The sequence below is a fragment of the Thermococcus sp. EP1 genome (assembly GCF_001317345.1).
In the GTDB taxonomy this organism is placed as follows: Archaea; Methanobacteriota_B; Thermococci; order Thermococcales; family Thermococcaceae; genus Thermococcus_A.
The window spans coordinates 1-24360 of the sequence record NZ_JXCG01000001.1; the positions used below are offsets into that span (position 1 = coordinate 1).

Sequence of the window (24360 nt, forward strand, 5' to 3'; positions counted from 1 at the left end):
AACGTCCCATTGCATAGAGCCAGAAGTTTCTGTTATCCCTCATTTAACCCCCACCAAGACTAATTTATCTGATCAATCCAATAATGCATTTTGCTCAAAAGTGATCACAATTAGGAAAAGATTTAAATGTTTTTCAGCTATAAAACGCTATGGTGATTACTATGATTGAGGTCGGAGAATACAAGGTTAAAGAGGGGCTTTACTACACCAAGGACCACGAATGGGCTCAGGTAATGGAGGATGGAACTGTTTTGATAGGAATAAGTGATTATGCACAAAAAGAACTTGGCGATTTAGCCTATGTAGAGCTCCCCGAAATTGGAAAAGAAGTTTCAAAGGGCGATGTTCTTTGTGAAGTAGAGAGTGTCAAGGCAGTAAGTGAAGTCTATGCACCAATTAGTGGAGAAATTATCGAAGTTAATGAAGAGCTCGAAGATGCTCCAGAAAAAATCAATGAAGAGCCATATGAAGCATGGATCGCCAAGATAAAACCAAGCAACCTAGAAGAGGAACTAAAAGAGCTCATGTCAGCTGAAAAGTATGCTGAATATTTAGAATCTCTCTGATTTTCTTCTCTTTAAATTAATTCTCCCGAAAAAAGAACATCTTCTAATGGTTTAGCATCATACTCCAAACCTCTCAGGATTCTAGCGAATTCTCTAGCATATCCATAGCGAGTATAGATCTTCTCAGGTTTAACTGTCTCAATTATTTTTATAAGCTCCCAAAAGTCCGCATGGTTGCTTAATTTCAAATCTCCAAATCCAGAAACAAAAAGTCCTGATGAATGGATCCCATTAAACGACATTTGATTCTTAAAGCCACTAATTAAAACCTCCCCATCCTTTGAGATATTGCGGAACTTTATTCCAAATTTCTCATAGACTTTGGCAACTTTCAGTATTTCTCGTGAAACCTTAACGGAGTACCCATGGACATCCAAGATTTTAAGAAGCTCTTGGGCCTTTCCCATCTGATTTGCATATAACATAGGAGTCTTTCCTTTATCCAGTGAGTGTTCAACAAATGCTATAAGTTTTTTCTCAGCCTCTCTTGGAGTTGGGAAATTATACATGGGTAATCCATATGTGGACTCAATAACAAGCACATCTGCTCGTCTAAATTTAGCCTTTTCTGCAGTCCTAAGTTTAAACCATTTAACGTCACCAGTGTAAAGAAGTGAAAATTCATCAAACTTAATGTATATTTGAGCAGAGCCAAGCATATGGCCTGCAGGATAAAGCTTGGCCTTGTAATCACCTATGTAAAAGCTTTTACCAAAACCGTAGGTTTTGTAAAACCCTCCCTTTTTGAGATGGCTGAGAAATTTCGTGGCCTTTGTTGAAACTATAACTCCTCCACTAACAAAATGATCTGTATGAGCATGGCTCTGAAATGCTATTCTAGCGGATGAGTCTAAACCAATTCCTCTAATGATCATCATTCAAGAATTATTAAAGAACCTTTTGAGGTTTGCCCTCGGAATGTTTATTAATTTTGGGAGCATAATAACACTGGAGGTGATAAGCTATGAAAGAAAGCCTTAAAGAGAGGATACGGTTATGGAAAAGACTATATGTGCAAGCTTTTGAGGATGCCACTAATGCACTTCCAAATATTAGTGGAGTTCTTTTAGCATATAATACAAATATCGATGCTATAAAATATCTTGATAAAGAGGATTTAGAACAAAAAATCAATGAAATAGGAAAAGAGAATGTTTTTAAGATTATAGAAAATCCTCCCGAAAAAATAGCATCGCTTGAACATCTTTTTGGAGGAATATTGAGAAGTATAAAACTCGGAAAAGCAATGGAATGGTTTGTAGAGAACGAAGAAGTTAGAAAATATCTCCGAGACTGGGGATGGGATGAACTGAGAATCGGCGGCCAAGCCGGAATCATGGCAAATCTCTTAGGTGGAGTGTACAGGATTCCTACAATAGTACACGTTCCACAGAATCCCCAACTTCAAGCAGAATTATTCGTTGATGGACCGATTTATATTCCAATTTTTGAGGGAAATGAGCTCAAACTTATTCACCCTAAAGAAGCACAATATGATGAGAATGAACTTATCCACTATATCTATGAGTTCCCAAGAGGATTTCAAGTCTTCAACATCCAGGCTCCAAGGGAAAATCGGTTTATAGCTAACGCTGATGATTACAACGCTAGAGTATATATGAGAAAGGAATTCAGGGAGGGCTTTGGAGAGATAGTCAAAAAAGTAGAACTGGCCTTAATAAGCGGACTTCAAGTTCTAAAAGAGTACTATCCCGATGGAACAACATATAGAGACATCCTCGATAGGGTTGAAAGTCACCTTAACATCTTGAACAAACATGGCGTGAAGACTCACTTTGAATTTGCATATACACCAAGCAAAAGGGTGAGGGAAGAGCTTATAGAAATGCTGCCAAAGTTCACAAGCGTTGGGCTAAATGAGGTAGAACTATCCTCAATAATAGAGATAATTGGAGATGAAGAACTCGCAAAGGAAATTCTTGAGGGACATCTCTTTTCTGTTATAGACGGAATGAACCTTTTAATGGATGAAACTGGAATAGAAAGAATTCATTTCCACACCTATGGTTATTACTTGGCTTTAACCCAGTACCGAGGAGAACCTGTTAGAGATGCCTTGCTCTTCGCTTCATTGGCAGCCGCAGCAAAAGCTATGCGGGGTAACTTAGAAAGAGTTGAACAGATAAGAGATGCCTTAAGTGTTCCAACAAATGAAAGAGCAATAATCCTCGAAGAAGAGCTTGAGAAGGAATTTACCGAATTTGAAAACGGCATAATAGATATGACTGACAGACAGCTAACATTTATCCCAACAAAGATCGTGACCTCTCCAAAGAGCACTGTCGGGATAGGAGATACAATTTCAAGCTCTGCATTTGTTAGTGAATTCGGAATGAGGAAGAGCTGAGCTTTTCCTATTTTTCTAACTTGGGGTAAAATTTATATATAGGGGAAAACAAAGAGTATTTGGCAGAGTGTTTTTGATTATTCTGCTTGCTATAATCACTTAGGAGGTGAGAACATGCTTTTAGAGGCTCCAGTTTATAAGGAAATCTTTGGAGCGGTGAAAATTTACGAACTACAAAAAGTCATCAAGATGGATACTGAAACCGAAGATGTTCCAATGTTTACGGTGCAAAATATTCCGAGAGGGGATATATACAAAGTTATTGGGGAAATGGCAATAGTTGTACCTATGAAAAATGAGAAGCTTCATCTTGTTGATGGTGTGTTAAAGGCAATCCCCCATAAATCAACTATCATCATAGTTTCTAACAGTAAAAGGAAAGGGCCCAACAGATTTAAGCAAGAAGTAGACCTAGTTAAGCACTTTTGCAATCTAACGCACTCAAAGGTCTTGATGATTCACCAAAAAGATCCTGGACTAGGAGAAGCTTTTAAAGAGGTTGGATATGAGGATATTCTTGATGAAAAAGGGCTTGTAAGAAGCGGAAAGGGCGAGGGAATGCTCCTAGGAATATTACTTGCAAAAGCTATAGGTGCCAAATACGTTGGCTTTGTTGATGCTGATAATTACATCCCAGGAGCCGTTAACGAGTATGTTAAAGACTATGCTGCTGGTTTCTTGATGAGTGAGAGTGACTATGCAATGGTAAGACTCCACTGGCGACACAAACCAAAAGTAAGTAAGGGAACACTCTACTTCAAAAAATGGGGAAGGGTAAGTGAGATAACAAATCGCTATCTAAATCAACTCATAAGTGAGAAAACCACATTTGAGACCACTATTATGGTGACTGGAAATGCTGGAGAGCATGCCATGACAATGAAGCTTGCAGAAATCATACCATTTTCCACAGGTTATTCAATCGAACCCTACGAGATAGTTTATCTCCTTGAGCGCTTTGGCACTTGGGAGAATGCAAAAGAACTCCAAGAGGTATTTGATCAAGGAATAGAAATTTTCCAGATAGAAACCTTAAACCCACATTTTCATGAGGATAAAGGCCAAGAACACGTAAAAGAGATGGTTCTGCTTTCATTAACCACTATATACCACTCAAAACTCTCATCAGAGAGTCTAAAACGACAAATCCTAAATGATCTTAGAATGCACAATATAATAAAAGAAGACGAAGAGCCTCCAAAACCAAGAGTCATGAGGCCGATAAAAGAGATAGACATTAAAAAATGGATGGACACGTTGGAAGCCAATCAAGAGACATTATTGAGGTTCGATCTATGAAGATAATATTCCTTGATCTTGACAAAACCCTCATAGGAGAGGACTATTCCCCAGAACCAGCCAAAAAAATAGTAGAATTTCTAAAGGAGAGGGGATTTAAGATAATATTTAACTCATCAAAAACTAAAGCTGAACAGGAGTACTACCGAAAGGCACTTGATATTAACGATCCATTTATCGTAGAAACTGGAAGTGCAGTGTATATCCCAAAAGATGACCTGCCTTTTAACTTTCCCTTTACACGGAAAGAGAGAAATTATCTAGTAATTGAGCTTGGAGTTAGCTATACTATAATAAAAAAAGCTCTAGATGAGATAAAAGACGAATTTGGATTAAAATACTATGGAAACTCAAGCCTAGAGGAAGTAATTAAATACACCAATCTTCCAGGAGATCTAGCAAAATTGGCCATGCAAAGGGAGTATTCAGAAACCATATTCACTTGGGATACCCCAGGCTTCGAAAAAGAACTGACAAAAAGAGAATTAAAAATATCAAAGGGAAGCAGATTCTACAACGTAACTGGGAACACCGACAAAGGAAAAGCTGCTAAACTTATTTTGAATTTGTATTCACAGATTGAAAAAGTTGAGAGTTACGCCGTCGGAGATGGCCAAAACGACATTCCTATGCTCAAAGTCGTTGATTATCCCTTCACAATCGGTTTATCCTATTCGGGGGCTAAGAATATAAGGGAAATAACTAAATTAATGGAGGTGATAAAATGAAAACCCTAATCCTCGCTGGAGGGAAAGGCACTCGACTCTGGCCCCTGAGTAGAGAACTTATGCCAAAGCAGTTTATAAGAATATTTAACAACACTTCATTATTCCAAAAAACCATAGAAAGAGCACTAAAATTCTCAAAACCAAAGGAAATTTTTGTCGTGACAAATAAAGAATACAAGTTCAGGGTTCTTGATGACCTTAAAGAACTTGGTCTTGAAATCCCAGAAGAAAATATCCTTCTAGAGCCTATAGGAAAGAACACTCTTCCAGCTATTTACTGGGGAATGAAGACTATAGAGGAAAATTATGGTAGATCGAAAGTTGCCGTGTTGCCCTCAGATCACTTGATAAAAGTTGATGAAAACTATATTACAGCATTTGAAAAAGCTGAACAGCTTGCTAATAATTATTTCATAACATTCGGAATTAGACCTACAAAGCCTCACACAGGTTATGGATACATAAAACCTGGCGAAAAGCTTGAGGGAGGATACAAGGTAGATGAATTTAAAGAGAAGCCAGACTACGATACTGCGAAACAATATGTAGAAAATGGGTATTACTGGAACAGTGGAATGTTCCTATTCGACAGCACTCTTTTCATCGAGGAAGTAAAAAGAGTCGCTCCTAAAGTTTACACTGCTTTTGAAGAGGCAAAGAATATAGAAGAGGCATATGAAAAAGTACCAGATATCTCAGTTGACTATGGTGTCATGGAGAAAACAGACAAAGCTGCTGTGGTACCCCTAAATACATACTGGAATGACTTGGGGAGTTTTGATGCCATATATGAAGCCTTTGGGAAAGATAAAACTGGGAATGCTGTTAGAATCAGTGGATTTAAAGGAGAGTACATAAACATAGACTCCAAAAATAATCTTGTAATAACTGAAAGATTAACAGCAACAGTTGGTGTTGAAGATCTGATAATAATCGATACTGGAGACGCATTACTCGTTGCGAAAAAAGGAGAAACTCAGAAAGTTAAGGAAGTTTACAGAAAGCTTGTAGAGAGCAATGATGAGAGGGCCATAGTGCACAAGACAGCGTACAGACCATGGGGCTCTTATACCGTGCTGGAAGAAGGAGAGAGATACAAAATAAAGCGCCTAACGGTTTTACCTGGAAACAGACTCTCCCTCCAACGACACTATCATCGCTCGGAACATTGGGTTGTAGTCAGAGGGACTGCAAAAGTGAAGATAGGGGATAAAGAACTCCTATTAAGGCCTGGAGAGAGTACTTTCATACCTGCAGGGGTAGTACACAGACTCGAAAATCCCGGGAAAGTCACACTTGAAGTCATAGAAACACAAATAGGAGAATACCTGGGTGAAGATGACATTGAACGTTTCCAAGACGATTTTGGAAGAGGTTGAGATAAAAAGCCTATAATAGGGCACAGGTGATGAAGATGAGCAAGATATTTGGGACATTCGGCGTTAGGGGCATAGCAAATGAGAAAATAACCCCAGAATTTGCTTTAAAAATGGGCCTAGCTTTTGGAACACTTTTAAAAAGAGAAAAACCAACCAAAGAGCTTTGGGTAGTTGTGGGAAGAGACACTAGAGTAAGTGGAGAAATGTTGAAAAATGCCTTAATAAGTGGCCTACTAAGCACTGGCATTAATGTTATAGATGTAGGTATAGCTCCAACACCGGCAATTCAGTTCGCATGTAAATACTTCAAAGTGGACGGAGGAGCTGTTATCACAGCATCTCACAATCCTCCAGAATACAATGGAATAAAACTTCTCGAACCAAATGGATTGGGACTCAAAAAAGAGAGAGAAAGTATAGTTGAGGAACTTTTCTTTAATGAGGAATTTCATAAGGCAAAATGGTATGAAATTGGCCAACTCGTAGAAAGAGATATAATAAGACCATATATAGACGCGATAAAGTCTAAAGTGGACATTGAAGTCATAAAAAAGAGAAGACCATTTGTAGTCGTCGATACATCAAACGGTGCTGGGTCACTTGTGCTCCCATACCTCCTAAGGGAACTCGGGTGTAAAGTTGTGAGTGTAAATGCTCAGCCAGATGGCCACTTTCCAGCAAGAAATCCAGAACCGAATGAAGAAAACCTTCAAGGATTTATGAAAATCGTTAAATCGCTTGGCGCTGACTTTGGAGTTGCTCAAGATGGAGATGCAGATCGTTCAGTATTCATAGATGAAAACGGAAACTTTATTCAAGGAGATAAGACCTTTGCCCTTGTGGTCAAAGCTATGCTCGAAGAAAATAAGGGTGGTCTGGTGGTGACAACCATTGCCACTTCTCACATAATCGATGAACTTGCCAAGATGTATAATGGAAAGGTCATCAAAACCAAAGTGGGGGATCTAATAGTATCGAGAACCCTTCTGGAGCATAATGGACTAGTTGGAGGAGAAGAAAATGGTGGAGTTATCTTTCCAGAACATGTTCTTGGTAGAGATGGTGCAATGACCGTAGCAAAGATAGTTGAGATCTTTGCAAAGAGCGGCAAGAAATTCAGTGAGTTAATAGACACACTTCCAAAATTCTACCAACTCAAAACTAAAAAACATGTCGAAGGAGATAGAAAAACAATTGTCGCAAAAGTAGCAAAATTCGCAAAGAAAGAAGGGCTAACTATTGATACAACCGACGGGACAAAGATACTCTTCAAAGATGGTTGGGTTCTTGTGAGAGCGAGTGGAACCGAACCCATAATAAGAATCTTTGCCGAAGCAAAAAGCGAAGAAAAAGTAAAAGAATACCTCAACTTGGGACTAGACCTATTAGAAAAAGTATTAAACGATTAAATTCCTCTTCCCTCACTTTTAACTTTTCTATAGGAACCTTTGGTTTCTTCAATCTTTAAATACCATTGCACATACTCCAACGTGATGAGGAGTGAGAAGTATCTCAAGAAATGGCCCACAATATTACTTCTATCCATCATTACCGGAGTAATCGGGGGACTCGGAGCCGTTGTTTTTAGGAAGATGGTTGCAATCGTAAGAATACTCTTCTTCAGTTCCTTCCTTCCACATATATCTTTTTATTACCACGGATACAATATTGGATACATTTTTCTTCCCGCAATTGGCAGCCTGCTGATAGTAGTAATAATTAGAAACTATCCCGAATTAAAGGGAAATGGTATACCTGAGGTTATAGAAGCAGTGATATTCAAAAGAGGAGAAATGAAAGGAAAATTGGCATTTCTAAAAGCCTTGGCAACCTCAATAACCATAGGAAGTGGAGGAAGCGTGGGAAGAGAAGGACCAATCGGATTTATTGGAGCTTCATTAGCCTCAGCGTTAGCACAGGCTTTTAAGCTCCCTTCAGAAACGAAAAAGTTGTTAACCACATGTGGACTTGCTGCTGGAATAGCTGGTACTTTTAACACTCCATTTGCCGGAGCGATGTTTGCCCTCGAAGTAGTCTATATGGGAGTATTTTCTATAAACCTCGTCCCTATTTTTCTTTCTGCGGTTGTTGGGAATGCTGTGACATTAATATTATTAGGGGAGGGGGGTTTTGAAGTCACTCTATCTTCTCAAATAACATATAATCATGTAGAACTTCCTCTTCTATTTCTCATGGGACTTATATTCGGACTCTTAGCTGCATATTGGGCAAAGTTTATCTTCTGGCTTACCGATAAATTTGAAAAATCAAGAGCACCACTTCCTTTTAAATTGTTCATCGGTGGCTTAGGTGTTGGAGTTATTGGAATGTTCTTCCCAAAATATGGAATCTTGGGTGTAGGTTATGAAGGAATAGAGCTTGCCATTGCTGGATTGCTCCCACTTACTGTTTTAATCTTCTTAGGAATAGGAAAAATGCTTGCTACATCCCTTATGATATCTAGTGGACACAGTGGAGGTATCTTCGCACCTAGCCTCTACACGGGAGCTCTACTTGGAGCAGCCTATGGGAAAATGTTAAGTATCCTCTTCCCAACGCTTGAGATCAATACTGCCGTTTATGCTCTTGCTGGAATGGCAGCGTTTTTCAGTGGTCTAACTCAAGCCCCCATAAATCAGATACTAATGGTAGCAGAACTCACAAGAGGGTATGCACTTCTCCCTTGCGTTATAACGTCCACTATCACAAGTTTTCTGACAGCTAGATTCATTCTTAGAGGGTCCTCGGTATATACATTAAAACTCGAACGCAGAGGTTTCCGTATAAAGACTGGTCGTCCCATAGTTTTGGAGACGATCCCCGTAAAAGACATCATGACAACTAACCCCATCTTTGTGACTCCTCAAGATAGACTAATAGATATAGAATATCTTGTGGCACACACAGGACATGATTGCTTCCCAGTGGTTAACGAGAAACTAGAGGTACTCGGAATTGTAGGAATAAAGGATTTTCTGAACAAACCTCAAAGAGTGAAAAGTCTTCCTATTGAAAGATTTCTTAGAAAGAACTATGCAGTTGGATACCTTAATGAAACCGCCCATGATGCCTTTGAAAAATTAATAAAATATGATCAAAATCTACTTCCTATAGTAGAGTCTCCTGAATGCAAAAAGCTGATCGGAGTTGTGACAAAAAGAGATATCTACAAAGCATATTACAGAGCATTACAAGAAATGTATATAGAAGAGTGAATTATCTCTTTGAAATCATCCCCATTAGGTAAAAAAGAAGCTTTGCTGCTGTTAAAGCTGTGACATCCCCAAGCTCCATCCCAGCCACTTCCATTATATCAAAACCAACTACTTCTTTATTCCGTACAAGCCACTCTAATGCCTCTACTACTTCCCAAAATCCTAAGCCACCTGCTTCGGGGGTCCCCGTAGAAGGCACCATTGAAAGATCAAAGACATCTATATCTATTGATATGTATATTGGATCTGGCAAGTCTCTTACAATCTCCTTGAATCTCTCAAAGCTATAATGTCTTGCATGAACCCAATGAATACCTCTTTCTTTTGCGTATTTTACTTCCTCCTTAGTTCCACTTCTTATCCCAAATTCCGCTATTTCTATACCTAACTCGGATATACGTCTAGCCACACAAGCATGATTCCATGGGTTTTCTTCATATTGCTCCCTCAAATCCAAATGAGCATCGAAAACAATGTAGCTCTTTGGCATTAACGCTTTAACCGGTGCATAAGTCATTGAATGTTCTCCACCGAGAACTATTGGAATTGCTTTTGGATTCAGTTTTTTTATCTCCTCAATTGTTTTAATACCACGTTTTATTGTCTCAAGTGGATTACCTGCCACTATTGCTAAATCTCCAACATCTGTTATTTTAACCTCAGCCAAGTCAGTGTCATAATCAAGAATGTAACTCTCTAAGTTAAGAGTAGCTTGCCTTATTAATGTAGGACCAAACCTGGTTCCAGGCTTATAAGAAGTTGTTCCATCAAAGGGAATCCCCAAGATTACAAAATCTGCTTTTTCTATATCACTCATAGGAAATTCAAGTTTTAAGGTTTCATAAGTATAAAGCAATTCCATTGACCCCACCGAGAGAAAATTTAGAAAATAAGTTAAAAATGTTTGCAAAAAGAGAGCTATTTCTCCAAGGTTACTTCTTCTCCTAGACTTAAGATAGCTTCTTTTCCAAATGCACAAACTTTAACATTTCTTGTCCCATTAATGATTTTTGCCCTTATCTTGTTATTTTTGACAACAAGATCAATCCATGTTCCTCTGAAAAAGAATCTAAGGTTTACTGATTCCCATTTTTGAGGTAAGCTTGGCGAGATTTCTACTCTATCATCCTTGATGTCAATTCCACAAAAACCTCGGAAGAGTGCTTGCCATACTCCCCCTGCTGTTGCAAGATGGAAGCCATCATGAGTGTTCCCATAAATGTTCCTAAGATCTATATAAGCACACTTTGTGAAATAGTCATAGGCCAGATCATCATAACCTAGCCAAGAGGCCACTATGCTGTAAGCCGGCATTGAAAGAGAAGAAGCGTGGGTCGTCCGGACAATGTAGTAATCAAAGTTCTTTTTAATTGTCTCAAGATCAAACTGTTCCTTTAACAGATATTGAGCTGCTATAACATCCGCTTGCTTTATGAGCCTTGTTTTTCCTATCCTTTTTCTTATCTCTTCGGGGAGTCTTGCTTCTCCAATACCATAAGGATCAAGTTTGTAGTCTTCCAAGTCAAAATATCCATCAAATTCCTCGAATACTCCCTCCACTTGTCTTGGAATATAAATCCTTTCTGCTATCTGAAGCCATTTATGCACTTCCTCTTCATCAACTCCAGTTCTTTTTACAGTTTCTACCCATTCGCCCCCAAGCTCCAGAGCTTTTTTAAAATACGCAACTCCTAAGAGAAGGTTATGCTTTGCCATTAAATTCGTGAAAAAGCTATTATCTACGTGCTCATGATACTCATCTGGACCTATGACTTTTCGTATTACATACCCTCTTTTCTCATCAAATTCTACCCTACTGGCCCAAAAACGGGCCGTTTCAAGGATTATTTCAAGCCCATATTTTGACATGAACTCTTCATCTCTAGTAAACTTATAGTACAAGTCCACAGTATAAGCTATGTCTGCGGTTATATGGTGCTCTTCCTCTCCTGTGTAAATTCTCACAACTTCCTTACCAGCCATGTCGAGAGGAACCAGGGAGGGAGTAGCCTCATACCCATCGTCAGCAGACTCCCAAGGGAATTGAGCACCATCATAACCATTGAGTTTAGCATTTTCTTTAGCAGGTTTTAGATTCCTATACCTATACATCAGCATCCTCCTGGCATCATCTGGAAAAACTGCTATAAAGAATGGAAGTGCATAGATCTCAGTGTCCCAGAAAACATGTCCCCTATAACCAAAGCCGTGTATTCCTCTGGCTGTTAGAGAAATATTGCTATCTCTTGGTAGTGACTGAATCAAATGGAAGAGACTAAAGTTAAGCCCTTTTTCTGCCTCATCATCACCTTCAATCTCAATCTTGGCCTTCTTCCAAATGTTATTCCAGTACTCTCTGTGCTCTTCATAAAGCTTCCCAAAACCCAATTCCACAGCTTCTTTGAGTTCTCCTAAAACTTGTTCCTTTAAATTCTCATCGTTTTTAGAGGATATAACCACATATTTAATAAATTCATAGACCTCGTTAGGCCGAACTTGTAGACTTAAGACCTCTGCTATACCCCTACTACTCTTTATAACGCTTCTCTCCACCTTTTCCTCTGTGATAAGGGAACTTCCAATCCCAATGCTGTATCTATCATCCAGTGTTCTAACCTCCGCATATATTGATTCCTCATCAAAATAAAGTTCCTTAAGTGAGCAATGTTTCACCATAATTTCTGGACGGTAAGAAGGGTTTGCAACATCTGTTTCAATTGGATTTACCAAAGTTAATAAACCACCTTTACTCGCTTGAAATTTAAACTTTAATATAATAAGGTTCTTTCGTTTTCCATGAACAATTCTTAAACTCTCATATTGAATTTTCACTCCTTTGTGGGTCTCCATGTGAACCCAAGTCTTTAATGTTCCTTCCTTAATATTAAGTTCTCTTTCATATCTTGAAAGCTTGTGTGTGCTCAAATTAAGAGGCTCTCCACTAAACATCATCTGCAGCCCAATTACTCGAGGAGCATTCACGATTTCTCTATAAAAGTAGGGAGCATAGTCATAAATCCCCGCAACAGTTGTACCATATATTGTGGGTTCAAGTTCAATTTCTCCCCTTAACCCAATATGACCATTTCCTAATGTTAATATCGTACCATAAAGTTCCTCTTCTCTTGGTGAGTATCGGTTAAACTCGAAATTGAACTTCATACCCTACCCTCCTTTCTTTCTATAAGCTGCTGAAGGTTCTTAGTAGTCAATTTGGCAAAATCATCAAAAGTCAAGTCAGCACTATCCAACTTCGCTTCCCTTTCATAGCCCAAAGTAAAGGCTCCAAGTTCTTTTCCAGCCCGAATACCTGCTGGAGCATCTTCAATTACGAAGAAAAATTTGATATCTGAAAAATTTCTTCTCAACTCTTCCATCGCCAGTTTGAAAACCTCTTTTTTAGTTGGGGCCATTCCACTAACATTCACATCAAACAAATCAGCAAGTGTTTTCTCCCCAATCTTGACTTTTTTCGCTAGTTTTGTCGCATTTTTAGATGCAGATGCAAGAGCATTCTTTATTCCAGCTTTTTTTGCGTTCTGTAAAAAGGCTATTGCATTCCAATTAACCTCGTATTCCTCCCTTTCAAACATCTCGTTGACTATCCTGTTCTTAAACTCTGCAAATTCATGTAGAAGTTCCTTTCTCTCTTCTTCACTTCTTGCATTATATTTTTCATAAATCCCCTTGAGTTCTAATATCTTATGAGCTCCCTCATATCTTGGTTTCCCTGAAACATAGGTCACATAAAATTCGTGATCAATGTCCGCTCCGTAGTGCCTTGCAGCTCTTTTCCAAGCTTCTTCATGAGGAGTAAAGACTAATACACCATCAAAGTCCCATATTAGTGCTATCTCCTTCATTTGATGCCCTCCAGTTCATCTTTCTATTTTCTCTATTATAATGCGCTGAGCCTCGATATCTTCCACCTCTGCATCAAATCCTCCTATAGTTAATGTCCCTTCTTCACTTTCAAGAACAAAATTACTTACAATTCCAAAACGGTTTACAGAACGAACTCTTCCTTTGGTTTTTATGGGGTAACTACTTTTAATATCCCTTCCTTCTACTGTAACTATGGGAGTGTAACCAAGCTTTAAGAGAGTTTCCAGCTCGTTAAGCGCCATAGAAAATTCTATAAAGGTCTTTGGATACAGTTCGGGCCTTGAAACCCAACAAAGGGCCTCTTTAGCCTTTATCCATAGATTATTGTGAATGTTTAGTAATCTAAGCAATAAATCCTTTTCTTGAATGACATACCCATAAATCTCCGTATTTGAAACGGGAAGCTTATGAACACTAAAGAACCTTCTTTTTGCATAAACTGCACTTGAAAGATCTGCAATAACAAGCAAAAAGTTCCCAAGTTCAGAGGTTTTTATTTTCACTTGATCTTTGAATCTCTCAAATTCCTCAAATCCGCCAGTTCCAGGGTATACCAAAAGATATAAGTTTACTCCTCTCTGAGCAGCCCCTAAAAGATAATGTTTGAGCTCTTTAAAAATAGGGAATGGCAGTTCTGCTCTAATCTCTACTTCTGCAGAGTTAACTATCTCTATAATACTAGCCAATACACCCTCTAAACTCCTAACCATAGAGATATACGGTCCCTCTTCTTCCGACCTGCTTTTTATTTTCATAAGTTCTTCTTGAAGAGTGCTTTTTAAAAGGTCAAATTTCATTTTTTGAATATCTATGAGGGCGCTTATATCACTTGCAGTATATATTCTAGGCCTCCCTGCAGAAGCTCTAATAAACCCCTTCCTGATAAGGCTTTGGATTATGTTATACAATTGAGGTTGATGTATATCCAATGACTCAAGAAGATCCTTCACGGTGGCCCCATTCCTCACAAGAATAGCAAGATACACTTCAGCTTCTCTTTTCGTGAGTCCTAGTTCCTGTAGCTTCTCAATCAAAAACGCATAGTTTTCCATTGGTACACCCCCACTGCCCCCTGCTACTATACTTTTTCTGCATTAATACTATTTAAATATATTGCATACTATATCAGTAAGGTTTATATAATATCATTGTAGTATAAAAATTGAAAGACCATATTACTTAACCCTAGGTGGGAGGGAGAAAAATGAAGAAAGTTCTCTTTGGAGGTCTTTTGATTTTTGCCTTGCTTTTTGCAGTAGTAGCCTCAGGATGTATTGGAGGCCAAACTCCAACCCCAACAACAGAAACAAAGACTGAAACCGAGACACAGATTCAAGAAAAAGTCTTCATAAGATTTGCAGGTTGGAGCGCTGGAGAAACTGAGATGAAAAACTACCAAAAAATGATTGCTGAATTTGAGCAAGCAAACCCGAACATTGGTGTTAAATATGAGGTCATTACTCAAATGTTCCACGAAAACATCCTAGCTTCATTTGGAGCTGGTGTTGCTCCAGACATATTCTACGTCGATAGCGCATGGTCACCAATATTCATTGACAAGGGAGCTCTATACCCAATATCCGAACTTGCAGACCAAAGCTTTATCGATCAATTCTATCCATTCCTCTTAGAACCCTTCAAGAAAGATGGAAAGCTTTATGGTCTTCCAAAAGATTGGAGTATGTTAGCTCTCTTCTATAACAAGAAACTCTTTGAGCAAGCAGGATTGACAAAACCACCCGAAACTTGGGAAGAGCTTGAACAATACGCAAAGATAATAGCTGATAAAACTGGAAAACCTGGCTTGGCAATTTACCTTGGTGGATTCAACAGATACGTACCCGTTGCTGTGAGTAACGGTGCTCCAAAGCCTTGGTTTGAAAAACCTGAAGATGCAGCTTGGTTTGACAATCCAGTGGTTAAAGAAACCCTTACTTGGTACATAAACCTCTACAAGAAAGGAAAGATTGAGAGAGAAGAACAAGGATTAACTCCTTATGTTGTGCAACCCGGAGATGTAGGTGCAGGATGGCTTGGAGATGCCTTTGGTCAACAAGAAGTTGCTATGGTAATAAGTGGAAACTGGATGATACCATTCTTAGCTGATCAGTTCCCTGACTTCAAGTATGGAGAAGACTGGGACATTGCTCCAGTTCCAGCTGGAAAAGAAGGCAGAGTTACAATGGCATATACAGTCATCTTAGGAATAAACGCAAAGAGCGAACATCCACAAGAGGCTTGGAAATTTGTAGAATTCTTATTAGGTCCAGATGGACAAAAAGAACTTGTTGTCAAAGGAGGACACACACTACCAAGCATAAAGGGCTTTGAGAACGACCCCGACATGTGGCCACAACACAAGAAGACACTCTCCTTTGAGTACGACGAAATGATAGTGTTCCTTTGGGGTCCAAAATCAGGACCACTTGAAGGTAAGTTCAGTGACGCAATGGCTGCTGCAATGAGAGGAGAAATGACAATTGACGAAGCAATAGATGTTATGAAGCAGGTTGTTCAAGAAGAATTAAGTGGCTGAGGTGACTGATATGTTTTCTTTTTCTTCTTTTTATGAGAAGGCTAGAAATAAGGAAATTGTTGCCGGTTTATCTCTCATCTCAATCGCTGTCATTCTAAACCTCGTTTTTGGATATTTTGCAATGGGATTTGCCTTCTATTTGAGCTTTTTCAAGTGGGATTATATAGGGACAATGCAATTTGTGGGGTTAAAAAATTTTGAGATAGTGTTAAGAGACCTAATGAGAGGTCTCAACGGAGCCTCATATTTACTTTCTCCGTTTTATACAGGATTAAAAAACATTCTTATTTATACTGCAATAGTTGTCCCCGTACAAACGTTTCTTGCTATAGTTTTAGCCTCTTTTGCAAATCAAAAGATTAAGGGCCAACAATTCTTTAAAGTATCCTACTTTCTTCCTGCAACCACCTCTTCCGTTATAGTCGCCTTGATTTTTATTTGGCTCTTCATGAAAAACGGTTTTATTAATTTTGCACTTTCCCATGTAATTCCAGGATTCCAACCAATAGACTGGATAAACGATAGAAATTATCTCCTCTTAGCGATAGCTACTGTTGCTATATGGGGAACCAGTGGACACTTTATGGTGTCCTTCCTAGCAGCAATGCAAGCGATTCCCAAAGAAATATACGAGGCGGCTATGCTAGATGGTGCAGGCCCCATAAGAAGATTCTTCTTCATAACAATTCCAATGTTAAGGCCCATGATAGTGTATGTAGTGGTTATGGGTCTTATTGGGGCCCTCCAGATGTTTGACCTAGCTTGGGTAATGGCTGGGGCCAATGGCGGGCCAGGAGGGGCAGGATACACCGTGGCACTGGACATCTATAATGAGGCATTTACAAGAATTAACCCCGGGGTTGCAGCAGCTAAAAGTTGGTTCCTCTTTGCTATAATCTTTACAACTACATATATCTTCCAGAAAAAGTATGGGAGGGCTATGAGATGACACCCAAAGAAAAAGAACTACTAATACGACGTATCTGGGTTGTAATAACTTATGTAGTCCTATTAACCTTTGCACTCGTTTATCTAATGCCATTCATCCGCTCTCTTGTAGCTTCTTTTATGACGTGGGCTCAAGCTTCAAGATACCCCCCAGAGTGGATGCCTAGTCCATTCACCCTAGAGAATTATCAGAAACTCTTTAGGTTGGAATTATTCCCAAGATGGATTAGAAACACTGCTCTTTATGCGGGTTTAATAGTTGCGGGCAATATAATGTTTACCAGCATGGCCGGTTATGCATTTGCTAGATTGAAATTCCCAGGGAGAGATGTTCTTTTTTCAGCTCTACTTTCTCTCTTGATGATCCCCATGTTCGTAACCTTAGTGCCAAATTACATTATAATATATAAGCTTGGGCTAATAGACAACATCTTTGGACTTGCCCTTCTGGGCCTCACTAATGTCTCGAGCATATTCCTAATGAGACAGTACTTCATGTCTCTTTCCACCGAAATATTTGAAGCTGCTCGTTTGGATGGATGCGGACCGATAAAATCATTTTTCTACATTGCCTTACCTCTAGCAAGACCTGCCCTTGGAGCAGTGGCCGTATATCAATTCTTAGGCTCTTGGAATGCATTTATAGGTCCACTGATCTTCTTAAGATCTCCCGAGAACTTCACACTCCCAGTAGGACTTAGTTTTGCTTTCCAAAGAAGCATGTGGACTGAATACACTCCAATAATCGCAGGTTCACTCGTGGCATCTGCACCCACGATAATCCTCTTCCTTGTGCTGAATAAGTATCTGATTAGAGGTATAGTAGTTACAGGAGGGAAAGGCTGATGGCGAGGGTTTTGCTGAAGAATGTCACAAAGAAATTTGGAGATGTGATAGCTGTTAGTAGGCTAAACCTTGAAATTAAAGATGGAGAATTCATGGTGCTACTTGGTCCAAGTGGATGTGGGAAATCAACAACTCTTAGAATGATTGCTGGATTGGAAACACCTACAGAGGGTGAAATATGGATTGGCGATCAATTAGTTAATGAAATAGACCCCACTAAGAGAAATACAGCAATGGTATTCCAGAGCTATGCTTTATACCCCCATATGACTGTCTTTGGGAATATCGAATTTCCTCTAAGAATGGCTGGTGTTCCAAAACAGGAACGAGCCAAAAAGGTAAAAGAAGTTGCAGAGTTCCTGGGAATAAGTGAGTTGTTAAACAGAAAACCAAGCGAGTTAAGTGGTGGGCAACAGCAAAGAGTAGCACTTGCAAGAGCACTCGTAAGAGAACCTGAGGTATTTCTACTAGATGAACCTTTAAGTAACTTGGATGCAAAAATAAGAACTCAAATGCGTTTTGAGCTTAAAAAACTCTTGAGTTACGATTTAGGAATAACAACAATTTATGTAACTCACGATCAGGTCGAGGCTATGACAATGGCCGATAGAATAGCTGTTATGAATAAAGGAGTTCTCCAACAAGTTGGAACTCCAAATGAAATCTTTTACAAACCCGCAAACACTTTCGTCGGTACATTTGTAGGAAGCCCCCCTATGAATCTAATTGAAGGAGAAATAATTGTAAAAGACAACAAAACACTCTTTAATGCTGGTGAATTTTTGTTAGAGCTTCCAATAGAAATGGAAGCCAGGGAAAAAGTGATTCTAGGCTTCAGGCCCCAGCATGTAGAAGTAAGCAAAGACGCAAAGGAAGGGTTTGTTAAAGGAAAGCTCCTAGGTATCGAAAAACTAGGGGTAGAAAGTTATGGCCATATTCCCTATGGCAACCTAGAGATAGTTGTTCAACTTCCAGAAAGTATGGGAACCAGTGTAAAAGAGGTTTACTGGAAACCAAGGGCAGACAGAATATACATATTCGATGCTAAAACAAGAGAACTCATTTATGGATAAGGAGGGAACTTTTTGAAAAAGAAATATGCGGCTATTATTTTTTTATTAATATTTACAATTCTGTTTCTAACTTATGGATTCAGATACGATTGTACTCCTCCAATAAGTGGATACACACGAGTTTCAGACAAACCAATTTTATCCCCAGGGGAGTATCCTTTCGAAAGCAAAGCAGCGTTTAATCCCGCAGCAATTGTTGTTAACGATACGATTTATCTATTCTACAGAGCCCAAGATAATAAATTTAGATCTTATATAGCCCTAGCAACTAGTAAAGATGGGATAAACTTCAAAAAGTATCCTCAACCCGTGATATATCCCACTCTCCCAGAAGAAAGAATGGGATGTGAAGATCCAAGAATTGTAAAAATCAACGATACTTACTATATGACATATACAGCTTTTGATGGTTCCACTGCAAGACTTGCAATAGCTTCAAGTAAAGATCTAATACACTGGGAAAAACATGGAATAGTGTTCCCTGAATGGCCATGGACAAAAAGTGGTGCAATACTCCCAGTTAAAATAAACGGAAGCTATATAATGTTTTTTGGAGATTGGAAAATCTGGATTGCATACAGCAAAGATTTAATTCATTGGAAAGCAGACTGGAAAAATCCAATACTAGAGGCCAGGTTAAAAATGTTTGATGAACGTCTCGTAGAACCAGGTCCACCTCCAATACTCACAGACAGAGGCATTTTGCTATTTTATAATGGAGCAAGCTGGGAAAAAGGATATAGTGTTGGGTGGGTTCTACTCGATCCCTCTAATCCCTACAGGGTTATCGCAAGGTCTGATGAGCCTATATTTGAACCACAATTACTTTGGGAAAAAGTGGGAAATGTTCCAAATGTGGTTTTTGCTGAAGGCCTAGTAAGGTACAAGGGAAAGTGGATCATGTACTATGGAGCAACGGATAAGTATACCGGAGCCATCATAGCACCAGCGTGCAGATTTAGCTTTTATGGAAAAGAGATCAAAAATGCATGGTTTAATGAGTGGCTTAACAAGGTCTTCTGGAGATTATATGGAGAAAATTACCCATAAATCAAGACAAAATCTAAATCTTTGTTACTCAACCCTGAAAATATTGCCACAAGAGTGTTAGAGGGGTGATAAAATGAGAATAGCAATGATAACTCCTCATGGAGATCCATTGGGGAAATTGGGTGAACCAGACACTGGAGGTCAGTGTGTCTACATTAAAGAACTAAGCAAGCATCTAGGAGAGTTAGGGGCAGAAGTAGATATGTTCACCAGACAGAGAGGTGGAAAACCTCCTATAGAGCACATTAACGAAAATGTCAGGGTAATTAGGATAGAATGTGGTCCTGAAGGCTTCATTCCAAAGGAGAAGCTAATACCATATTTGCCAGAATTCACTGAAAAAATTGCCAGATACATGAAGGAAAGAAATTATGAAATTCTCCATACCCATTACTGGGATGGTGGTTTTGTAGGATTAAAACTCAAGGAAATGTTTGAAGTTAAAATGGTACATACCTCCCATTCTCTTGGAATTCTGAAAGCAAAAGCTCTAGGGGACTTTGAACCATACAAAGATAGAATTGCCCTTGAAAAAGAGATTTACGATAAGGGTGATGCTATAATAGCAACTACAAACATTGAAAAGAAAGATATAGCTACCCTTTATGAAATTGACGAGAATAAAATCCACGTGATCCCTATAGGGGTTGACACAAGCTTTTATAAACCAATAGAAAAGAAAGAAAAGCTAAAAAAGGAGCTTAAACTTCCAAAAGTGCCATTAGTCTTTACTCTAGCAAGACTAGACCCAAGAAAGGGCTTAGACTTGCTCATAAAGAGTGTTCCCTATATCAAGAAGCATTATGATGGAGATTTTCTAGTTCTAATAAGTACCGGCACCGGAGCAAAGGAAGAAGAACCAGAAAAACAGAAGCTTTTACGTTTAATTAAAGAATTGAAAGTTGAAGATCGTGTAAAGATAATTCCTGCAATAGAGCCGAGAGAACTAGTTCCAAAATACTATTCAGCTGCGGATGTCTTTGTTCTTCCCTCTCCATACGAGCCATTTGGAATAGTCATGCTTGAAGCAATGGCATGCAAAACTGCTATGGTGGGAACAAAGTTTGGGGGTCCAGCAGAAGTCCTAACAGATGGTTATGATGGATTCTTAGTAGACCCAAAAAATTCTGAAGAAATGGGAGCCAAGATTGCAGAGCTGTTAAAGAATAAGGAGAAGAGAGATACCTTTGCGGAGAGAGCATATCAGAGAGTTCTCGAAAGATACTCCTGGCATAGCGTGGCTAAACAAGTACTCCAACTCTTTAAAGAATTATGAGGTGACAACATGATTGATATTTTGACATTAGGGGAAGCATTAGTTGACTTAAAACTCATAAATAGTCAAATAAGTATGCACGCTGGTGGCTCTGTCCTTAACTTTTCTTATTATGCTGAACAAACTGGGGCAAAAGTGAAATTTGTTGGCACTATAGGAAATGACTTCTTAGCAGACCATATAGAAAGTGAACTCAAATACTTAAATTCAAACATAAAGCCATTTCGTATAGGTCAAAACACGACTCTAGTTTTAATAAAAGAAGCTGGAAAAGATTTTATCATCTATAGAGGAGCTGACAGGTTCTTAACCTATAATATAATCGAGAGAAACTGGAAAAAAGCAGAGATTGTACATACCTCTGCATTCGCACTCTCTCTGAAGCCTGCCAGTGCGGCCATTCTTAGAGCATTGAAAAAAGCAAAGGATGAAGGAGTATTGATCTCAATAGACCCCAATTATCGTAAAGAAATATGGAAGAAATGGAATGCTAAAAAAGAAAATCTACTACAGGCCCTCGCAATGGCAGATTATGTTAAACCCTCATTTGAAGATGCTAAGGAACTCTTTGGAATAGAAACTCCAGAAGAAGCATTAAAGGCTTTTAAAAACGCAGGAGCAAAGAATATTATATTAAGTATGGGAGAAAGAGGAGTTATTGCACTTACTGAAGACAACGAGATTATTAAAGTACCTGCAAAGAAAGCTAACATTGTGGACCTCACAGGAGCTGGAGATTCGCTTTTTGGAACAGTGATAGCAAATATAGCAAAGGGATATTCTCTCAATGAAGCCATACAAGAAGGAATCAATGTAGCCACTCAAGTTATAAAAAACCCAGGCAACCTCGTAAGAATAACACAATGAGAATTTAAACAAAAATAAAAAAAGTTCACTAACTCTCTCCCTTAAGCTTCATGATCTTTATTCTTCCAAGAGTTTCCCAGTACTCAACGTTGATTCCCTCTTTAAGTTTATCTTTGATATCCTCATTAACCCCTGTAGCTATTGGAACATCAAAGAGATCGTAAGTTTCCATGTCCATAAGTTGGATTGTATCAGGTGTGATGGCTATGATTTGCCCGGTTCTCTTGTCGATAATTGGAACATCAACCTCTGCGCTTGTTGGCTTTACAATGCTCCTAACTTTACCATCGAAGATTCCAACTGCCTCGATTCTTGCCTTTGCTGAACCGTGTTTTCCAGGGGATGAAACTGTGATGTTGCCTATTCTGCACGGTTCATTATCAATAAGGATATATCTCCCGGGTTTGAGCTTACTAACCTGAACTCTGGTTTTGTCTCCCATTTTCTTTACCTCCCACAAATGTTCTTGATGTGGTTTATTCTACTCATTTAAAAAATTTTTGAAGAAGATTTACTTTTTCTTTTTCAAGCCTTGCCCTTCAGGGCGGGAAGGAGATCAGCAGAGTAAACTGGTTTCATAACTAACTATAACTTCATTCACAACAGTCCATGCCATAAGTGGTTCTCTGTAAATGCTGACTTTTTCTCCCTTTATATCACTTAGAAAGTCTCCATGAGGAAAGCCGCCCACAATGACTACGGGTGAAGTGTACTTAGTCAGTTTCTTTCCAAACTCCTTAGGTACCATGAATTTTCCTTCCTCATGCATGATAAAAACTGCATCTGGGGTTATCTCCTGGATAAGTTTAGAAAGAGTCTTCTCCTCAATTCTCAATAGTGCTAAATCCTTAGGAACAACCTTATTCTTGAATAAACTCTCCATTAGCCCCACAAAGCGGTTGTAGTTCCTGGGTAACCTTGTTTCGGGTTTTATGTAGATTACTTCATTATTCCTTGTGTGCACATAAACCCTAAGCTTGCCTTCTTTATTCAAGATACTCTCCAAGGCATTTATGAGGCATAGGTGAACTATATCAGGCCTACCTCTTCTTTCTCCATCCTTTAAAGATTTCAATACAGAATGATGATAGGTAGAGTCAAGAAGAATATCCTCTGGTCGTTTATTCCTCTTTTTTGCATAGTTGATAATTATAGGATGGTTTCGAAGCTTTTTTGGAACAAGCTCAAGCTCACTGTCAGCTATTATCAGATGAAGCACTTTTGCTCACCTCTATTCGAATACCTCTCTTCTTAAGTCCATTCATTATTTCTAAATATGTATCTTCTCTCATTCCCAAGATTTCCGGAGGGATGACACCATATGCACAAGCACCTCTACCTACAACGCGAGCTATTATAGCCGTCGTAAAACCGGTAACACGGGCCATTGATGTAAAACCATCTTTTTCTTCATCATACAGAAAATATCTGATTTCCATAGGTTTACCATTAATTCTGCCGTTTCCAATAACTTCCATTATTGAAAAATCCGGGCTTTCATACGTCATTAATGGGGATATCACATTAAGAGTATTTTCCAAGTTTTCCGAACTGAAGAACCCAAGTTCCCTTAAGATTTTCATCTTGGCTAAATGCCCTGGCCAGCGAAGTGTCCATTCCTCCAGTCTCTTAGCATTAATATTCTCAAGAAGCGAACGCAGACCATCACTTATAAATCCCTCAAATTTTTTCCCATCAATTTCAATGATTTTAATATCCCCCAACGGATCAACTGATAATATCTCTCCATCTTTTACAATTCTCGCAGGCCTAGTGTATTCTTCAATTAAATCGTAAGGAGACCATGTTATTCTATAATATAATGGAGGCTTAGGCTCTTTTGGAAGGCCTCCGACATAAATATAGGCCTCTTTGAGTTCATCCATTTCCTGATAAATTCGTCCTAAAAATATATGACTGAGACCCGGAGCAAAGCCAGCGTCAAATACCACCGTCACCTGGCTTTTTTCTGCCTCTTTTTGGAGCTCAAGAGGATTTTCAGGCATAAAAGAAACATCAACTATATCAACACCTGCTTTAATTGCGGCTTTAACAGTAGAATAACCGAACCTACCTGGCAGTGCTCCAATAACTAATTCAAATTGTCGCATGATTTTGACTAGTTCATTAAAGTCCGAAGCATCTATTTTTATGGTTTCTACAAATTTTGAGAGTTCTTTTAATCTCTTTTCACTTACATCGCCAACAGAAACATCAAACTCATCTTTTAAATCCCAAGCTATAGCCTTTCCAACGTTACCCGCACCTAATAACAACACCTGCACTATAAACCACCTCTCCTTTCTTGGACCAAAGTTATATAA

At 38.9% G+C, this 24360-nt stretch carries 22 protein-coding genes; 14 read left to right on the plus strand and 8 right to left on the minus strand.

Going from position 1 to position 24360, the window contains the following annotated elements:
- Positions 1-161: 161 nt before the first annotated feature.
- Positions 162-566, plus strand: coding sequence for a glycine cleavage system protein GcvH (gene gcvH, locus EP1X_RS00005; protein WP_055280666.1), 405 nt, complete (start codon positions 162-164; stop codon positions 564-566).
- Positions 567-577: 11 nt separating this feature from the next.
- On the opposite strand, the gene EP1X_RS00010 is transcribed toward gcvH, so the two are convergent.
- Positions 578-1441 (minus strand): MBL fold metallo-hydrolase, encoded by an 864-nt coding sequence (locus tag EP1X_RS00010; RefSeq protein WP_055281353.1) that lies wholly within the window; start codon positions 1439-1441, stop codon positions 578-580.
- 89 nt (positions 1442-1530) lie between these two features.
- Here EP1X_RS00010 and EP1X_RS00015 point away from each other — a divergent pair, with 89 nt between their 5' ends.
- The 6 genes from EP1X_RS00015 (at position 1531) to EP1X_RS00040 (ending at position 9555) form a co-directional block, all read left to right on the plus strand.
- Positions 1531-2934 (plus strand): ADP-specific glucokinase, encoded by a 1404-nt coding sequence (locus EP1X_RS00015; RefSeq protein WP_055280668.1) that lies wholly within the window; start codon positions 1531-1533, stop codon positions 2932-2934.
- A 114-nt stretch (positions 2935-3048) separates the two neighbouring features.
- A complete protein-coding gene (gene mpgS / locus EP1X_RS00020; RefSeq protein ID WP_055280669.1) occupies positions 3049-4233 on the plus strand; it encodes a mannosyl-3-phosphoglycerate synthase in 1185 nt (394 codons plus the stop codon).
- Positions 4230-4961, plus strand: coding sequence for a mannosyl-3-phosphoglycerate phosphatase (gene mpgP / locus EP1X_RS00025; RefSeq protein WP_055280671.1), 732 nt, complete (start codon positions 4230-4232; stop codon positions 4959-4961). The genes mpgS and mpgP overlap by 4 nt, the downstream gene beginning before the upstream one ends.
- Entirely contained in the window at positions 4958-6340 is a 1383-nt protein-coding gene (locus EP1X_RS00030) for a mannose-1-phosphate guanylyltransferase/mannose-6-phosphate isomerase (protein ID WP_055280673.1), read from the plus strand. The genes mpgP and EP1X_RS00030 overlap by 4 nt, the downstream gene beginning before the upstream one ends.
- A gap of 35 nt (positions 6341-6375) precedes the next feature.
- Complete coding sequence (gene glmM, locus EP1X_RS00035; protein ID WP_055280675.1) at positions 6376-7749, plus strand: phosphoglucosamine mutase; 1374 nt, start codon at positions 6376-6378, stop codon at positions 7747-7749.
- A gap of 84 nt (positions 7750-7833) precedes the next feature.
- Positions 7834-9555 (plus strand): chloride channel protein, encoded by a 1722-nt coding sequence (locus EP1X_RS00040; RefSeq protein ID WP_055281355.1) that lies wholly within the window; start codon positions 7834-7836, stop codon positions 9553-9555.
- A 1-nt stretch (position 9556) separates the two neighbouring features.
- Here the strand turns inward: EP1X_RS00040 and speB are convergent, their stop codons facing one another.
- The 4 genes from speB to EP1X_RS00060 are packed head-to-tail and all read right to left on the minus strand — an operon-like array spanning position 9557 to position 14492.
- On the minus strand, positions 9557-10417 hold the full coding sequence (gene speB, locus EP1X_RS00045; protein WP_055280677.1) for an agmatinase: 861 nt from the start codon (positions 10415-10417) through the stop codon (positions 9557-9559).
- A gap of 56 nt (positions 10418-10473) precedes the next feature.
- Positions 10474-12717: a glycoside hydrolase family 65 protein gene (locus EP1X_RS00050; RefSeq protein WP_055280678.1), complete on the minus strand. Its 2244-nt coding sequence runs from the start codon at positions 12715-12717 to the stop codon at positions 10474-10476.
- Complete coding sequence (locus EP1X_RS00055; RefSeq protein ID WP_055280681.1) at positions 12714-13418, minus strand: HAD family phosphatase; 705 nt, start codon at positions 13416-13418, stop codon at positions 12714-12716. The genes EP1X_RS00050 and EP1X_RS00055 overlap by 4 nt, the downstream gene beginning before the upstream one ends.
- 15 nt (positions 13419-13433) lie before the next feature.
- Positions 13434-14492, minus strand: a complete 1059-nt coding sequence (locus EP1X_RS00060) for a TrmB family transcriptional regulator (RefSeq protein WP_055280683.1) — start codon at positions 14490-14492, stop codon at positions 13434-13436.
- A gap of 152 nt (positions 14493-14644) precedes the next feature.
- On the opposite strand from EP1X_RS00060, the gene EP1X_RS00065 reads away from it, so the two are divergent.
- The 7 genes from EP1X_RS00065 (at position 14645) to EP1X_RS00095 (ending at position 22036) form a co-directional block, all read left to right on the plus strand.
- Positions 14645-15976, plus strand: coding sequence for an ABC transporter substrate-binding protein (locus EP1X_RS00065; protein WP_055280685.1), 1332 nt, complete (start codon positions 14645-14647; stop codon positions 15974-15976).
- A 10-nt stretch (positions 15977-15986) separates the two neighbouring features.
- The gene (locus EP1X_RS00070; protein ID WP_055280688.1) at positions 15987-16925 is read left to right on the plus strand and encodes a carbohydrate ABC transporter permease; all 939 of its coding nucleotides are present in this window, start codon (positions 15987-15989) and stop codon (positions 16923-16925) included.
- Positions 16922-17770, plus strand: coding sequence for a carbohydrate ABC transporter permease (locus tag EP1X_RS00075; protein ID WP_055280690.1), 849 nt, complete (start codon positions 16922-16924; stop codon positions 17768-17770). The genes EP1X_RS00070 and EP1X_RS00075 overlap by 4 nt, the downstream gene beginning before the upstream one ends.
- On the plus strand, positions 17770-18843 hold the full coding sequence (locus tag EP1X_RS00080) for an ABC transporter ATP-binding protein (protein ID WP_055280692.1): 1074 nt from the start codon (positions 17770-17772) through the stop codon (positions 18841-18843). The genes EP1X_RS00075 and EP1X_RS00080 overlap by 1 nt, the downstream gene beginning before the upstream one ends.
- Before the next feature lie 12 nt (positions 18844-18855).
- Positions 18856-19893: a glycoside hydrolase family 130 protein gene (locus EP1X_RS00085; RefSeq protein WP_082391424.1), complete on the plus strand. Its 1038-nt coding sequence runs from the start codon at positions 18856-18858 to the stop codon at positions 19891-19893.
- A 73-nt stretch (positions 19894-19966) separates the two neighbouring features.
- Entirely contained in the window at positions 19967-21169 is a 1203-nt protein-coding gene (locus EP1X_RS00090; RefSeq protein ID WP_055280693.1) for a glycosyltransferase, read from the plus strand.
- A 9-nt stretch (positions 21170-21178) separates the two neighbouring features.
- Positions 21179-22036 carry a carbohydrate kinase family protein gene (locus EP1X_RS00095; RefSeq protein WP_055280695.1) on the plus strand — a complete coding sequence of 286 codons (858 nt, stop codon included), beginning with the start codon at positions 21179-21181 and terminating at the stop codon, positions 22034-22036.
- Positions 22037-22064: 28 nt separating this feature from the next.
- Here the strand turns inward: EP1X_RS00095 and EP1X_RS00100 are convergent, their stop codons facing one another.
- From EP1X_RS00100 to EP1X_RS00110, 3 genes are all read right to left on the minus strand, one after another.
- Entirely contained in the window at positions 22065-22478 is a 414-nt protein-coding gene (locus EP1X_RS00100) for a translation initiation factor IF-5A (protein WP_055280697.1), read from the minus strand.
- Between the two features lie 114 nt (positions 22479-22592).
- The gene (locus EP1X_RS00105) at positions 22593-23255 is read right to left on the minus strand and encodes a 16S rRNA methyltransferase (protein ID WP_055280699.1); all 663 of its coding nucleotides are present in this window, start codon (positions 23253-23255) and stop codon (positions 22593-22595) included.
- The gene (locus EP1X_RS00110) at positions 23233-24321 is read right to left on the minus strand and encodes a saccharopine dehydrogenase family protein (RefSeq protein WP_055280701.1); all 1089 of its coding nucleotides are present in this window, start codon (positions 24319-24321) and stop codon (positions 23233-23235) included. The genes EP1X_RS00105 and EP1X_RS00110 overlap by 23 nt, the downstream gene beginning before the upstream one ends.
- Positions 24322-24360 lie beyond the last annotated feature (39 nt).